This window comes from Arenimonas aestuarii (assembly GCF_054781715.1).
In genome coordinates, this window is the sequence record NZ_BAAGTW010000004.1 from 869,159 (window position 1) to 884,420 (window position 15,262).

The 15,262-nt window shown below is 68.5% G+C and carries 13 protein-coding genes; 7 read left to right on the forward strand and 6 right to left on the reverse strand.

Annotated elements, in window-relative coordinates; genetic code table 11:
- The first annotated feature begins 3 nt into the window (after positions 1–3).
- From ppk1 to ACYVJH_RS05010, 4 genes are all read left to right on the forward strand, one after another.
- Complete coding sequence (gene ppk1 / locus ACYVJH_RS04995) at positions 4–2,094, forward strand: polyphosphate kinase 1 (protein WP_460453536.1); 2,091 nt, start codon at positions 4–6, stop codon at positions 2,092–2,094.
- A gap of 4 nt (positions 2,095–2,098) precedes the next feature.
- A complete protein-coding gene (ppx, locus tag ACYVJH_RS05000) occupies positions 2,099–3,619 on the forward strand; it encodes an exopolyphosphatase (protein ID WP_460453537.1) in 1,521 nt (506 codons plus the stop codon).
- Positions 3,620–3,697: 78 nt separating this feature from the next.
- Positions 3,698–4,831 carry a glycosyltransferase family 4 protein gene (locus tag ACYVJH_RS05005; protein ID WP_460454270.1) on the forward strand — a complete coding sequence of 378 codons (1,134 nt, stop codon included), beginning with the start codon at positions 3,698–3,700 and terminating at the stop codon, positions 4,829–4,831.
- Entirely contained in the window at positions 4,828–5,361 is a 534-nt protein-coding gene (locus ACYVJH_RS05010) for a phosphatase PAP2 family protein (protein WP_460453538.1), read from the forward strand. The genes ACYVJH_RS05005 and ACYVJH_RS05010 overlap by 4 nt, the downstream gene beginning before the upstream one ends.
- Before the next feature lie 491 nt (positions 5,362–5,852).
- On the opposite strand, the gene ACYVJH_RS05015 is transcribed toward ACYVJH_RS05010, so the two are convergent.
- Positions 5,853–6,455 carry a GNAT family N-acetyltransferase gene (locus tag ACYVJH_RS05015; protein ID WP_460453539.1) on the reverse strand — a complete coding sequence of 201 codons (603 nt, stop codon included), beginning with the start codon at positions 6,453–6,455 and terminating at the stop codon, positions 5,853–5,855.
- A complete protein-coding gene (locus tag ACYVJH_RS05020) occupies positions 6,452–8,272 on the reverse strand; it encodes a DUF885 domain-containing protein (RefSeq protein WP_460453540.1) in 1,821 nt (606 codons plus the stop codon). Before ACYVJH_RS05020 ends, ACYVJH_RS05015 begins: the two co-directional genes overlap by 4 nt.
- 71 nt (positions 8,273–8,343) lie before the next feature.
- On the opposite strand from ACYVJH_RS05020, the gene ACYVJH_RS05025 reads away from it, so the two are divergent.
- Both ACYVJH_RS05025 and ACYVJH_RS05030 read left to right on the forward strand, forming a co-directional pair.
- Positions 8,344–9,204 carry a 23S rRNA (adenine(2030)-N(6))-methyltransferase RlmJ gene (locus tag ACYVJH_RS05025; RefSeq protein WP_460453541.1) on the forward strand — a complete coding sequence of 287 codons (861 nt, stop codon included), beginning with the start codon at positions 8,344–8,346 and terminating at the stop codon, positions 9,202–9,204.
- A 2-nt stretch (positions 9,205–9,206) separates the two neighbouring features.
- A complete protein-coding gene (locus ACYVJH_RS05030) occupies positions 9,207–10,220 on the forward strand; it encodes a zinc-dependent alcohol dehydrogenase family protein (protein ID WP_460453542.1) in 1,014 nt (337 codons plus the stop codon).
- Positions 10,221–10,237: 17 nt separating this feature from the next.
- Here ACYVJH_RS05030 and ACYVJH_RS05035 read toward each other — a convergent pair whose 3' ends face one another.
- The 4 genes from ACYVJH_RS05035 to ACYVJH_RS05050 are packed head-to-tail and all read right to left on the reverse strand — an operon-like array spanning position 10,238 to position 14,089.
- Entirely contained in the window at positions 10,238–11,458 is a 1,221-nt protein-coding gene (locus ACYVJH_RS05035; RefSeq protein WP_460453543.1) for an ABC transporter permease, read from the reverse strand.
- Between the two features lies 1 nt (position 11,459).
- The gene (locus tag ACYVJH_RS05040; protein ID WP_460453544.1) at positions 11,460–12,155 is read right to left on the reverse strand and encodes an ABC transporter ATP-binding protein; all 696 of its coding nucleotides are present in this window, start codon (positions 12,153–12,155) and stop codon (positions 11,460–11,462) included.
- Positions 12,152–13,375, reverse strand: coding sequence for an efflux RND transporter periplasmic adaptor subunit (locus ACYVJH_RS05045; RefSeq protein WP_460453545.1), 1,224 nt, complete (start codon positions 13,373–13,375; stop codon positions 12,152–12,154). The genes ACYVJH_RS05040 and ACYVJH_RS05045 overlap by 4 nt, the downstream gene beginning before the upstream one ends.
- Positions 13,376–13,399: 24 nt before the next feature.
- On the reverse strand, positions 13,400–14,089 hold the full coding sequence (locus ACYVJH_RS05050) for a YIP1 family protein (RefSeq protein WP_460453546.1): 690 nt from the start codon (positions 14,087–14,089) through the stop codon (positions 13,400–13,402).
- Positions 14,090–14,314: 225 nt separating this feature from the next.
- Between ACYVJH_RS05050 and ACYVJH_RS05055 the strand changes: the two genes are divergently transcribed.
- The gene (locus ACYVJH_RS05055; RefSeq protein WP_460453547.1) at positions 14,315–15,205 is read left to right on the forward strand and encodes a dienelactone hydrolase family protein; all 891 of its coding nucleotides are present in this window, start codon (positions 14,315–14,317) and stop codon (positions 15,203–15,205) included.
- Positions 15,206–15,262: the final 57 nt, after the last annotated feature.

A 15,262-nucleotide genomic window follows, 5' to 3' on the forward strand; every position in this document is an offset into this window, starting at 1 on the left:
GGCATGAGTCCCGACAGCCCCGAAGCCTGCGCCAGCACGCCCGACCTGCACGCGCCAGAGCTCTATCTCAACCGCGAACTGTCGCAGCTGGAGTTCAATTTCCGGGTCCTCGCCCAGGCCAAGGACCCGCGGGTGCCGCTGCTCGAGCGCCTGCGCTACCTGTGCATCAGCTGCACCAACCTCGACGAGTTCTTCGAGATCCGTGCCGCCACCGTGCGCACCGCCCTGCAGTTCGGCGGACCGCTGCCGCCCGACGGCATCCCGCCGTCGCGGGCGCTTGAGCTGATCCACGACAAGGCCGCCGAACTGGTGGCCGAGCAGTACCGCTACTGGAACGAAGCCCTGCGTCCGGAGCTCAATGCTTCCGGCATCCGCATCCTGGCGCACTCGTCCTGGAACGCGCGCCAGCGAAAATGGCTCCACCGCTACTTCCGCGACGAGCTGCTGCCGGTGCTCTCGCCCCTGGGCCTGGACCCGGTGCATCCGTTCCCGCGCATCCTCAACAAGTCGCTCAACGTGGTGGTGGTGCTGGAAGGCAAGGACGCGTTCGGGCGCAACGGCGGCATGGCCATCGTCCGGGCGCCGCGCTCCTTGCCGCGAATCATCCAGCTTCCGCCGGAGATTTCGGGCGGCGAGCACGACTTCGTGCTGCTCTCGGCCGTGCTCACCGCCTTCGTGGACGACCTGTTCACCGGCATGCGGGTCAAGGGGGCCTACCAGTTCCGCGTCACCCGCAATTCGGAGCTGTTCGTCGACGAGGAGGAAGTCGAGAACCTCGCCAGCGCGCTCAAGGACGAACTGGCCAGTCGCGGCTTCCGGCCCGCGGTGCGCCTGGAAATCGCCGAGCACTGCCCCAAGCCGATCGTGCGCACCCTGCTGCAGAACTTCGGCCTGACCGAAAACGCGGTCTACCGCATCAATGGTCCGGTCAACATCAACCGCGTCACCCAGGTCTACGACCTGGTGGACCGCCCCGACCTGAAGTTCCCGGCGTTCAAGCCCGGCGCCGTGGCCCTCGACGCCGATGCCCCGTTCGAAACGCTGCGCCAGCGCGACGTGCTGCTGCACCATCCCTACCAGAGCTTCCAGTCGGTGCTCGACCTGCTCCAGCACGCCGCGCACGACCCCGACGTACTGGCGATCAAGCAGACGCTCTACCGCACCGGCAAGGACAGCAAGATCATCGACCACCTGATCACGGCCGCCCGCAACGGCAAGGACGTGACGGTGGTGGTGGAACTGCGCGCGCGCTTCGACGAAGAAGCCAACATCCGCCTGGCCGACCAGCTGCAGGAAGCCGGCGTGCAGGTGATGTACGGCGTGGTCGGCTACAAGACCCACGCCAAGATGATGTTGATCGTGCGCCGCGAAGGCAAGAAGCTGCAGCGCTACGTGCACCTGGGCACCGGCAACTACCACGCTGGCACCGCCCGCGCCTACACCGACATCGGCCTGATGAGTTCGGACCCGGACATCGCCGCCGACGTGCACGACATCTTCCAGCAGCTGTCCGGCCTGGCGCCGTCGATCAAGCTGCGGAAAATGATGCAATCGCCCTTTACCCTGCACAAGGGCATCCTGATGCGCATCGAGCGCGAGGCGAAGCTGGCGCGCGCCGGCAAGGGCGGGCACATCATCGCCAAGATGAATGCGCTCAACGAAGCCAGCGTCATCCGGGCGCTGTACGAGGCCTCGCAGGCCGGCGTGAAGGTCGAGCTCATCGTGCGCGGCGCCTGCTGCCTGCGCCCGGGCGTGCCGGGCGTGTCGGAAAACATCACCGTGCGCTCGGTGGTCGGGCGCTTCCTCGAACACAGCCGCGTGTACTGGTTCGGCAACGGCGGCAAGCCCGAGATCTTCTGCTCGAGCGCCGACTGGATGGAGCGCAACCTGCTACGCCGCGTCGAAACCTGCTTCCCCATCATCGACCCGCGCCTGGCCGAACGCGTTTACGACGAGGAGCTGGCCAACTACCTCGCCGACAACCAGCAGGCCTGGGAGTTGCGCGAGGACGGCAGTTACGACCACGTCTCGCCGGCGGAGGGCGAGATGCCCTATTCTGCGCAGGGCGCGCTCCTGGCCAAACTCTGCGGATGACCTGATGCCGATTGAAGCCACGCCACCGCTCAAGGACGGCGACATGCTGGCGGCCGTGGACCTGGGCTCGAACAGCTTCCACATGGTCGTGGCCCGCTACCTGATGGGCCAGCTGCGCATCGTCGACCGCATCAAGGAAACCGTACGCCTGGCCGAAGGCCTCGATGGCCACGGCGGGCTGGACCCGTCGGTGATGCCGCGCGCGCTCGACTGCCTTGCCCGCTTCGGCCAGCGCATCCGCACCCTGCCGGCGCCGCGTGTACGCGCCATCGCCACCAATACCGTGCGCCAGCTGGCCAATCCCCAGTCCTTCCTGATGCCGGCCGAAACCGCGCTCGGCCATGGCATCGAAGTCGTGGCCGGCCGTGAGGAGGCGCGCCTGATCTACCTGGGCGTGACCCACGGCAACCCGCCTGAACCGGGCCGCAGCCGGCTGGTGATGGACATCGGCGGCGGCTCCACCGAGGTCATCATCGGCGAGGGTTTCGAGGCGCTGGAGCGCGAAAGCCTGCAGATGGGCTGCATCGCCACCACCCGGCGCTTCTTCGGCGACGGCCGGATCAACCGCAAACGCTGGAAGGAAGCGCGCACCGAACTGGCCGCCGAGTTCCAGCAGTTTTCCGAGGCCTACCGCCGCCGCGGCTGGCACGAGGCCATGGGTTCGTCCGGCACGATCAAGGCGATCTGCGACGTCTCGGTGAAGATGAAGCTCACCAAGGTCTCGATCACCCAGGACAGCCTCGCGGCGATCCGCGAGAAGCTGCTCGACTTCGACACCCTCGAGAGCATCAAGCTGCCCGGCCTGTCGGGCGAGCGCCGGCCGATCTTCGCCGGCGGCCTGCTGGTGCTCGACGCGGCGTTCGGCGCACTGGGCATCGAACGCATGTACGTCAGCGACCACGCCATGCGCGAAGGCGTGCTCTACGACCTGCTCGGCCGCGACCGCCAGGAAGACCCCCGCGACGAATCCATCCGGGCCCTGCAGGCACGCTACGAAGTGGACACCGAGCAGGCGGCGCGGGTCGAAGCCACGGCCCTGAGCCTGTTCGACCAGGCCGAGCTGCCCTGGCGCCTGGACCCCGACAACCGCCGCCTGCTGGCATGGGCCGCGCGCATCCACGAAATCGGCCTGGTCATCGCGCACAGCCAGTACCACCAGCACGGCGCCTACCTGGTCGAGAACTCGGACATCGCCGGCTTCTCGCGCACCGAGCAGCAAACCCTGGCGGCGCTGGTGCGCAACCAGCGCCGCAACCCCAACCCGGCCAGTTTCGACAAGGTGCCCGACCGCCTGGTCGCCAACGTGCAGCGCTGCGCCCTGCTGCTGCGCCTGGCGGTGCTGATGCACCGCAGCCACGACCGCGACCCGCTGCCGGTGGTCGAACTGGACGTGGACGGCAATCAGTTGCTGCTGCGCCTGCCCAAGCGCTGGCTCGAAGGACACCCGCTGACCCGGCTGGACCTGGAAACCGAACGCGAACTGCTGCCGGGCTACGACCACCGGCTGGTGCTGCGCACGACCTGAGCACCGTAACGCCGGCGTCATGCCCCGGTCACGGTCCTGGCACATGGCGGCGGCAACCTGCGGTGCATGGACAAGCACCTGCACATCGAACTGGTGACCGAAACCTACCCGCCCGACGTCAACGGCGTCGCCCTGACCGTGCAGGCGCTGGAACAGGGCCTGCGCGACCTGGGCCATGCGGTGGGCGTGGTCCGGCCCGAACGCGAAGACGACGGCCCGTCCCGGGACCCCATGCTGATGCTGGTCGAGGGCGCGCCGATCCCGCGCTATCCGGGCCTGCGTTTCGGCCTGCCCGCCGGTCGCCGGCTGCTGGCGCGCTGGCAGGCGTCGCGGCCCGACGCGGTCTACATCGCCACCGAAGGCCCGCTGGGCTGGTCGGCGCTGCGCGCCTGCCGCCAGCTGGGCATCCCGGTCGCCACCGGCTTCCATACCCGCTTCGATGACTACGTGGGCCGCTACGGGGCCGGTTTCCTGAGCCCCTGGGTGTTCGCCTGGCTGCGGCGCTTCCACAACCGTGCGGACGCGACCCTGGTGCCGACTGCGGAGCTTCGGGACCAGCTCACGCAGCAGGGTTTCCGGCAGGTGGCGCACCTGGGCCGGGCGGTGGACACCAACGGCTTCCATCCGGATTTCCGTGATCCTTCGCTGCGGGCCCGCTGGGGTGCCGCCGACGGTGCACCCGTCCTGGTACACGTGGGCCGCATCGCCCCGGAGAAGAACCTGCCGCTGGCCGTGCGCGCCTACCGCGAACTGCAGAAGCGGCGCCCGGACGCACGTTTCGTCTGGGTCGGCGACGGCCCGGCCCGCGCCGGCCTGCAGGCGGCCAACCCGGACTTCCTGTTCGCCGGCGTGCTTCGCGGCGAAGACCTGGCGCGGCATTTCGCCAGCGCCGATGTCTTCTGTTTCCCCAGCCTCTCGGAAACCTTCGGCAACGTCACGCTCGAAGCCATGGCCAGCGGCATCGCCACGGTGGCCTTCGACTACGGTGCCGCCCGCGAACACCTGCGCAACGGCCTGCACGGCGCGGCGGTGGCGTTCGGCGACGAGGCTGGCTTCGTAAGGGCGCTGGTGGACACCGCCGCCGGCGACGGCCTGCGCCACCAGGGGGAAGCGGCGCGGCGTGCCGTGCAGCACCTCCACCCCGGCCGGGTTGCCCGCGACTTCGCCTCGCTGCTCCGGGGGCTGGGCGGTCGCCGGGAGCAAGCGGCATGAACACCCGGGTCCGCCGCATGTCGGACCGCGAGCAAGCCTGGTGCCTGGCGGCAAACCGATGGGGCACGCGCGCGATCGTGCGGGCGTACTTCCGGGCCGTCAGCCGCCTGGGTGATGGCGCCTTCTGGTACGCGCTGATGGCCGCGCTGATCGTCTTCGACGGCTGGCGCGGCCTGGCCGTGTCGGCGCAGCTGGCCGCTACCGGCCTGGTGGCGCTGCTGATGTACCGCAAGCTCAAGCGCTGGACACGGCGCCCGCGTCCCTTTGCCGCCGATGTGCGCATCCGGCCCTGGGTGGTGCCGCTGGACGAATTCAGTTTTCCGTCCGGCCACACGCTGCACGCGGTGGCCTTCTCCGTGGTCGCCCTCGCCCACTACCCGGGACTGATGCCGCTGCTGCTGCCCTTCGCCGCCAGCGTCGCCGCCTCGCGGATCGTCCTGGGCCTGCACTACCCCAGCGACGTACTTGCCGCCACCGGCATCGGCCTGGCGCTGGGCTCCCTGTCACTTTGGATCGTCGCTCCGGTGTGAGTCCATGGGAGGGACTTCAGTCCCGATGCCCTTGGCCTTTGGCCAAGTGTCGCCGCCGCTCGTTTCGCGGGTGGAGGCAGCGTGCATCTGCCCTGACCGACGCGCCGTGAACCCATCCATGGGGGCTTCTCGTCGACATCCATGTCTCCGAGAGTCGGCCTGGGCAGATGCACGCTACCTCCTGGAATGAACGTCGGGGCCGACAGAAGATCAAAGGCGCGCCGCTTGTCTGCAACGAATGCGCTGACGCTTCGACTTGCCGAGCGACGGCTTTCCCGTCGGCCACGATTGGAGATCGAGGAGGTGTCGCGCCTTCGCCCCGGCCGACCCTCGGAGACATGGATGTCGACGAGGAGCCTACATGGACGTACTTGCGGCGTGTCGGTCGGGGCGAAGACGCGGCGCCTCCACTCGCGAAACCAACGAGGGCGACGCGGTGCTTGGCCAAAGGCCAAGGGCATCGGGACTGAAGTCCCTCCAACAAAGCCGTGTCAGGTGCGGATGTGGCGCAGCCAGAAGGTCAAGGGCTTTTCCGACGGCTTGTCTTCGCCGATTTCACGCCAGGCCAGTTGCACCGTGAGTCCCGGCTGCCGCACGTAGCCGCGCTTTTCCCAGAAGGCCTCGTTGCCCCGGTGCCCGGGCGGCCGGCGCGGGTCGGCCGGATCGCGATCCACCGCGCAGAAGGCCGTGCACGTGAAGCGACCGAGCAAGGCCGCATGCGCCTCGCGCTCGTCGAAAAACCGGTGGCCCAGCCCCTGTCCCCGGAACGCCGGCAGCAACACCGACTCGCCGAAATAGAACACCTCGTCCACCGGGCGGCCCGCGTCCTGGAAGGGCTTGCGGAACTCCGCGCTGTCGTCGGCCAACGGCAGGCCGGTCGAGGCACCGACCACCCTGTCGCCGTCGAAGGCGAGCACCACGACGCTGTCGGCCGAGTTCGCGTAGGCCTGCAGGTACTCGCGTTCGTAGGCCGGGTCGCCTTCATACAGGTAGGGCCAGTCGCGGAACACCGCCACCCGCAGCCGCGCCACTTCGTCCAGCCAGGGACCGATGCCGGCGCCCGACAGGCGCCGGACCGTGATGCCGGGATTCACTGACCGCCCTGCTCCGCGATCCAGGCATCCACGCGCTGCTCGAGCAGGGCCAGCGGCAGGTCACCGCCGGTCAGCACCAGGTCGTGGAAGGCCGCCAGGTCGAATTTTTCGCCCAGGCCCGCCTTGGCGCGGGCGCGCAGCTCCAGGATCTTCTGCATCCCGACCTTGTAGGCCAGCGCCTGGCCGGGCATCACCAGGTAACGCTCGATCTCCGCGACCACGTCGGTCTGCGGCATGCCGGTTTTTTCGGTCATGTAGGCGATGGCCTGCTCGCGGGTCCAGCGTTTGTCGTGCATGCCGGTGTCCACCACCAGGCGCACGGCGCGGAACATTTCCCCCTGCAGCCGGCCCAGGTTGTCCAGCGGCTGGTCCTGGAAACCCAGCTCCCAGGCCAGGCGTTCGCTGTACAGGGCCCAGCCTTCGGAAAACGCGGTGAACGGCAGGACCTTGCGGAAGGTCGGCACCCCGGTCAGTTCCTGCTGGATGGTGGTCTGGAAATGGTGCCCGGGGATGGCCTCGTGATAAGCCAGGGTGCGCATGCCGAACTTCGCCACCTCGGCGGTGTTGCGCAGGTTGATCGAGAAGATGCCGGGCCGCGAGCCATCGAAGGCCGGCGGGTTGTAATAGGCGCCCGGCGCCGTTTTTTCGCGGAACTCGGGCACGCGCTCCACCACCACGCCCTGCTTGGGACGCACGTTGAATGCGCTGCCGAGCCCGGCGTCGATCTCTTCGATGATGGCGGTGAAGTCGGCGATGATCGCCGCCCGGCCCTCGTCGGTATCCGGGTACAACTGCTCGGGCCGCGAAGCGATCACCTGCACGCGTTCGCCGATGCTGCCCTCGGCCAGCCCTTCGGCCACCAGGATCGCGTGCATCTCGGCCTCGATGCGGGCGACCTCGTCCAGGCCCAACTGGTGGATCTGCGCAGGCGTCATGTCGGTGCTGGTGTGCATGCGCGCGGCCCAGGCGTAATACGCCTCGCCATCGGGCAACGACCAGGCGCCGTGGTTGCCCCGGGTCTGGGGCAGCAGCTTCGCGTAGTAGTCGATGAACTGCCGATAGGCCGGTTGCACCTTGCCGGTGATGGCGGCCTGCGCCTGGTCGAGCAGGGCCTGGCGCGCCTGGTCATCGATCCCGCCTTCGGGCATCTTCGCCAGCTTCTCCTCGAAGGAGGTGTACAGGATGTTCTGCGTCGCCGGCGTCTGTTCGAAGGCGCGCATTTCCGCCAGCACCTTTTCCACCACGAAGGTGGGCGGCAGGATGCCGGCCTGTTCGCGCTCGCGCAGGCCTTCGAGCACCTGGGCGGCCATGCCCGGGAACTTCTCCAGACGCGCCACATAATCCTCGCCATCACCTGCCGAATTGACCGCGTGCTGCACGGCCAGGAAGGTGGGCAGGCCGTTCTGGACGCCGAACAGGGGATTGAGCGGGTAGTCGTGCTGGGCAAATCGCTCGCCGTCCTGCTGCACGGCCAGGAAATACTCGAGGATGTCGTAGGACAGCCGGCCCGACTCGTCCAGGTCGGCGCGATCGTAGCTGCGCAGGGTGGCCAGGTCCTCGCGGAGTTTTTCCTGCATGGCACGCGCCTGGGCCGGCGAACGGTCGGTGAGGTCGTCGCCGTACCAGTTCAGCCACGGCGGCAGCATGCGCAGGGAGGTCAGCATCTCCGGATCGTCCAGCGCATATTCGATGAACACGCGTTCGTAGAACCAGCTGATCTTCAGGGGCTTGCCGTAGGCGGTGTGCAGGCCCAGGGCGGTGGCGGCGGCGATCAAGGCCAGCAGGGTCCAGGCGAGGAACTTGAGCAGGGTCTTCATAGGGTCTCCGTGTCTGCCCGAAACCTTAGCAGAGCCACGCCACGCGGGCTCCCGGGCGCTACACTGGCGCCATGAACTACCGCCATGGATTCCATGCGGGCAACCACGCCGACGTGCTCAAGCACCTGGTCCTGGTGGCCCTGCTCGATGCGCTCAAGCGCAAGGACGCAGCCTTTTTCGTGCTCGACACCCACGCCGGCAGGGGCCAGTACGACCTGGCTGCCAGCCAGGCCCAGCGTACGGGCGAGGCCGAAGCCGGCATCCGCCGGCTCTGGGCCACGCGGCCGTCCGAACCCCCTGCCCTGGCGGCCTACCTCGCGGCGGTGGCGGCCTGCTGGACACCCGGCGCCGACACCTACCCCGGCTCGCCGCTGCTGGTGGCCCGGGCCCTGCGTGAGCAGGACCGCCTGGCCGCCTGCGAACTGCAGCCCGAGGAGGCCGAAGCCCTCAAGTCGCTGCTGGCCGGCAATCCGCGCTGCCACGTGCACCAGCGCGACGGTTATGCCGCCATCAAGGCCCTGCTGCCGCCGCGCGAAGGCAGCACCCGCTTCGCGCGGGGACTGGTGCTGGTGGATCCGCCCTACGAGTCGCAGGCCGAGGAGTACCCGCTGATCACGGCGGCCCTGCGCGATGGCCTGGAGCGCTTCCCGCAGGGCATCTTCGCGCTGTGGTATCCGATCAAGCAGCGCGCGCCGCTGCAACCGCTGATGCGCAAGCTGGCCAACCTGCCGATGAAGTCGGCGCTGGCGATCGAGCTGCTGGTCCGCCCCGACGACTCGCCGCTGCGCCTGAACGGCAGCGGCATGGTCGTGATCAACCCGCCCTGGCAATTCGAGCGCACGGTCGAACCGGCCCTGCGCCCCCTCGCCCAGGCCATGGGCGAATCCGGTGCCTCCTGGCGCCTCACTTGGCTCAAGCAGGAAAAACCCTGACCATGTCCACGCTCAAACAAGCGCGCTACGAGTCCCGCGGCCCGGTGCCGCACGAGGTGATCCACGCGGTGGAATTCGAACTGCCGACCCTGGCCGACGGCGAATGCCGGGTCGCGGTGTTGGCCGCGCCGGTGAATCCGTCCGACGTGCTGACGCTGACCGGCGAGTACGGGCAGCTGCCGCCCCTGCCCGCGGTCGGCGGCAACGAGGGCGTGGGTCGCGTCGAACAGATCCAGGGCGAGGCCCATGGCCTGGCCGAGGGCGACATCGTGCTGCTGCCGGTGGGCTGCGGCAGCTGGAGCACCCACCTCAACCTGCCGACCAAGGCCCTGGTGAAACTGCCGCACGACGTCGATCCGGTGCAGTTGTCCATGCTCACCGTCAATCCGCCCACGGCCGCGCTGATGCTCTCTGACATCATCGAACTGCAGCCGGGCGACTGGGTGGTGCAGAACGCCGCCAACTCCGCCGTCGGCGGTTACCTGCTGCAGCTGGCGCGCCGGCGTGGCATCAACGTCATCAACGTGGTGCGCCGCAGCTCGGCGATTCAGGCCGTGCAGGAGCTCGGCGGCGAACACGTGCTGGTCGATGCCGAGGACTTGCCCAAGCGGGTGCGCGATGCCGTCGGCGACGTGCACGTGCGACTGGGCATCGACTGCGTCGGCGGCGTGCACACCGAACACCTGGCGCGCTGCCTGGTGCCCGGCGGCACCGTGGTCAACTACGGTGCCATGGGCGGTGACCGCTGCATGGTGTCGCCGCGCTACCTGGTCTTCAATGACATCCGCCTGCGCGGGTTCTGGCTGGCCCAGTGGTTCCGCAAGGCACGGCCGGAGCGCCGCCAGGCGCTGTTCGCCGAACTCGCAGGCCTGGTCGCCGATGGCACCCTGCACGCGCGCATCCAGGCCAGCTATGGCATCGAGCACGTACGCGAGGCGGTGCAGGCGGCGGCGTCCGGTGCCCGCGACGGCAAGATCGTGATCGAGCCCAACGGTCCTTCGCGGGCCGCCATCTGAGCCCGTAACGCGCTGCGCTACTCGTAGCGCAGCGCCTCGATCGGGTCCAGGCCGGCGGCCTTCGAGGCCGGCATGATGCCGAACACCACGCCAACCAGCGCCGAAAAGCCCGCGGCTGCGGCCACCACCCACAGCGGCACCTGCGCCGGCGGGAAGTTCGGGATCATCGACGACACCAGGATGCCGGCCCCGTAACCGAGCGCGATGCCGATCAGGCCGCCGAGCAGTGCCAGCAGGCCGGCTTCGAGCAGGAACTGCACCAGGATGTCCCGCCGCGTCGCGCCAAGCGCCTTGAGGATGCCGATCTCGCGGGTTCGTTCGGTCACCGACACCAGCATGATGTTCATGATGCCGATGCCGCCGACCAGCAGCGAGATGCTGACGACGCCGCCGACCACGGCCGTGGCGGTGCCGGTTATCTGTTCGAACTGCTTGACGAACGAATCCGCCGCCTCGACCTTGAAGTCGTCGTCCTGGCCCGGCTTGATCCGGTGCGATGCACGGATGGCACGCTTGACCCGCTCGCGCAGGGGTTCGACGTCCTCGATGTCCTGCGCGGTGAAGGACACGCTCATGCGCGGCCGCACCTCGTTTCCGGTCATGGCGCGGCCCACGTCGAAGGGGATGATGACCAGGTTGTCCTGGCTGAAGCCGAGCAGCTCGCCGCGTTTTTCCAGCACGCCGACAACCTTGAACCATTCGGTGCCGATGCGGATGTATTCCCCGACCGGGTCTTCCGGCAGCTCGAGGTCCTCGATCGCCTTGGCACCGACGACGGCGACGCGCCGCCGGCTCTGGTCGTCGCTGTCGACGATGAACCGACCCGCCTCCGGGTACAGGCCACGGACCACGGTGAAATCGGCGGTCGTGGCGATGACCTGTGGCATGGCGGTCCGGCTGCGGTAGCCGATGCCCTGGCTGGGCACGGCCATCATCGGCACCACGTCGCCGACACCCGCGATGCGATAACGCAGCAGGTCAACGTCGTCGAAGCTCAGCCGGTTCTCCTTGCCCAGGCTGGCGTCGGAAAATGACGTGTAGGCCTGCAGGGTGAGCGTATTGCTGCCCAGGTCGGCAAACTGGTCGGAGATCGAGCGCGAGAAGCCCTGTACCAGCGACACCACCGCGATCACCGAGGCGGTGCCGATCAGGATGCCCAGGGTGGTGAGGAAACTGCGCATCCGGTGCGCCATCAGGCTGGTCAGCGCGGCGCGGAAGGCTTCGAGGAAGGCGTACATGTCAGGCCACCTGCGCGGGCGATGGATTGGCGGTGTCCTCGACGATCTTGCCGTCGGAGACGCGAATGGTGCGCCGGCAGTGCGCGGCGATGTCGGGCTCGTGGGTCACCACCACGACGGTCTGGCCGGCGCGGTGCAACTCGTCGAACAGGGCCATGATCTCGGCCGAGGTCTTGGAATCGAGGTTGCCGGTGGGTTCGTCGGCCAGCAGGATCGACGGCCGGCCCACGAGCGCCCGGGCCACGGCCACGCGCTGGCGCTGGCCGCCGGAAAGCTGGTTCGGGCGGTGGCCCATCCGGCTGCCCAGGCCCACCTGCTCCAGGGCCCGGGTGGCCAGCGCCTTGCGCTCGGCGCGCGGCATGCCCCGGTACACGAGTGGCTGCATCACGTTCTCGAGCACGGTCATGCGCGGCAGCAGGTGGAAGGACTGGAACACGAAGCCGATTTCCTTGTTGCGCACCTGCGCCAGCTCGTTGTCGTCGAGCGTCGAGGTGTCGCGGCCATTGAGTTCGTAGGTACCTTCGGAGGGCGAGTCCAGGCAGCCGATGAGATTCATCAGCGTCGACTTGCCCGAGCCCGACGGGCCGATCAGCGCGACGTATTCATTCGAGCCGACGAACAGGTCGACGCCGTTGAGTGCCAGAACCTCTTCCTCGCCCATCATGTAGCGTTTGACGATGCCGGTGAGCCGGATCATTCCGACGCGTCCCCGTCCTCGTCGACGTCCGCGTCGGCCTTGGCCTTGTCGTCGCGCAGCTCGGCGTCGATGGCGGCACCCTCGCGCAGGATGCGCAGGGTCTTGGCCGGTCCGACGATGACCCGGTCACCGGCCTCGAGGCCCGACGTGACGGCTTCCCAGCGGTCGTCGGACAGGCCGGTTTCGATCTCGACCTTGCGGGCGCTTGCGTCGCGGTCGACCCAGACGAAACGTTTCACCTGCCCGTCTTCCGATTCTTCGGTGACCACGGCTTCGACCGGCACCGCCAGGGTCTTGCCGCCATCGCCCAGGAAGATGTCGGCGCGCGCGCTCATGCCCGAACGCAGGCCCAGGTCGTCGGGCACCTCCAGCAGCACGTCAACCTGGTAGGACCGGCCCTGGCTGCCCGGCTCCAGGCTCGGGGCCAGCGCGATCTGAGCGACCTTGCCGACCAGCGGCGTGTCCTGGTGCGCAGCGGCGACCACTTCGGCCTGCTGGTCCAGGCGGATGCGCGCGATGTCGGCTTCGTCGACCTTCAGTTCGGCCTGGATCGCCGAGGTATCGGCGATCTTCATCAGGCTGGCACCGGCCAGGGACATGGTGGACGGGATCGCGGTCTCGCCGACCTTGATCGGCAGGGCCACGATGGTGCCGCCGATCGGGGCGCGGATGTCGGTCTTCTGCAGCTGCTCGCGCGCCTCGCTCAGGATCGCCTCGGCCCGGCGCAGCGACTCCTGCGTGCTGCGAAGCTCGACGCGCGCGAGGTCGCGGGCGTTGCGCAGGTCGTCGAAGTCGCTCTGACCGATCATCTGCCTGCCCAGCAGTTCCTGGCCACGCTTGAGCCGGGTTTCGGCCAGCGCCAGCGCCAGCCGCTGGCGTTCGATGCTGATCTTGCTCTGGCGCTGGCTGGCTTCCTCGCGCTCGATGGCGTTGCGGTAGGTCTCGGGGTCAAGGCGCAGCAGCAGCTGGCCCTTCTCCACCCGGTCGCCTTCCTTGACCAGGATTTCCTCGACCTTGGCCACCAGTTCGGCGGTCAGGTTGACCTCGTCCAGGTATGCCAGCAGGCCCGAGGCCAGGATCGAGGGACGGATGTCCTGCTCGGACGCCAGCACCACCTCGACGTCCGTACGGGACTCGCCACGCAGCGACTTGACCACCAGCAGCAGGGCCATCGCGCCGATGATCGCGGCGCCGATCAGCCACTTCTTGTTGAGCTTCATCAGGACAGGTTTCCAGGAATCGAATCAGAGGATCGCGAACAGCGCCATCGCGCCGAAGATGACAAACGACGGCAGCACCGCCACGACCAGCGCCTGGGCCCAGCCGGTGCGGAACCAGGTCTTCCAGCCAAACGCCGCCAGGAACCAGACCCAGAAATTGAGCAGGCTGAAGCTCTTGGCCAGCATGGACCAGTCGTGGTCCATCGGCAGCTGCACCAGCAGCGGGTCGATGTTGGTCAGCTGCAGGCTTTCGAGCGCCGTCTGCGGGGAACTGGTCAACACGCCGCCGATCACCACCAGGCTGCCGAGCACCATCGGCATGGAGGACCAGCTGACCAGGGCCAGGCCGTGGCGGAAGCCCACTGCCTGCCCGGTGACCTTGCCGGCCAGCAGGTAATACACGCCATACACCAGGAACACGACGACGATCATCACCAGCGCGCCGATCGCCGCGAACCAGCCCATGGCGCGGGCGCCGGGCATGATCGACTGGACCTGTGCCAGCTCCGCGCTGGTCATTTCCGGGTTCTGCAGCAGCATCTGCGCCGACTGGTGTTCGGCGAACCAGGCCGGGTCGACGGTCATGAAGTACAGCAGGGTCGAGACGGCGGTGGCGAGTGCCAACAACAGCATCGGCGCCCAGAACGTGGGCTTTTCGCGCAAATCGGCGAAGACCTTGGCCGGCTCGAGGAAGATGTTGATCAGGTGGGACATGCAAGGCTCCTGGCTGGTGTAACCGCGACTCCCCTTGAATCGCAGCGTGAATGGTAGGCGATTGCCGACCCCTCCGGCCCGGATTGGGACGAAATCCTCTCCGGCAGGGACAGAACCTCAGACGCCGCGACGAAACAAAACGTGACATCCGGAATTCACGCCAGTTTTCGCCCCGGCTGCGACGCTGCCGGCTGGACAGCGCCGAAACCACCAGGGGAACCACCCATGAGCCGCAAGACCACCCAGGATTTCCACCCCGACGTACTGCGGCTGTTCGACCGCTACGTGCACGGACAACTGGACCGGCGCGGCTTCCTGCAGGCCGCCGCGGGCTTTGCCGCCGGCGCCTCCGGGGCCGCCGGGCTGCTGGCGGCGCTGTCGCCGCAATTCGCCGAGGCGCGACAGGTCGAACCCGACGACCCGCGCCTGGTGAGCAGCCGGCCACGCCTTGAATCACCGCACGGTTACGGCGAGGCCGGCGGCTACCTGGTCCACCCCTCCGCCGACGCTGGCCCCCTGCCATTGGTCATGGTCGTGCACGAAAATCGCGGCCTCAACCCGCACATCGAGGACGTGGCCCGACGCCTGGCGCTCGCTGGCTTCCTGGCCTTCGCTCCCGACGCGTTGCTGCCGATTGGCGGCTACCCGGGCGACGAGGATGCCGCACGCGCCAAGTTCCAGACACTCGACCAGGCGAAAACCCGCCAGGACATGCTCGCCGCCGCGCGCTGGCTGCAGGCCCATGCCCTGGGTAATGGCCGGATGGGGGTGGTGGGCTTCTGCTACGGCGGCGCGATCGCCAACTTCCTCGCGACGCAGCTGCCCTTGCTGCGGGCCGCGGCGCCGTTCTACGGCGGTGCGCCCGACGTCGCCGACGTGCCGGCGATCAAGGCCGAACTGCTGGTGGTGCTGGCCGCCGACGATCCGCGCGTCAACGCCGGCTGGCCCGCTTACCAGGCGGCCCTCGAAGCCGCCGGCACCGACTACACCCTGCTCCAGCCCGGCGGCACCGTGCATGGCTTCCACAACGACACCACGCCACGCTACGACGAAGATGCCGCGCGCCTGGCCTGGGACGCGACGCTGGACCTGTTCGAAAGGCGGCTCAGGGACTGATTCGACGCCGGCATGCGACAGGGCCGGCCCGGGGCGGGCGGGTATACTCCGCAGCCG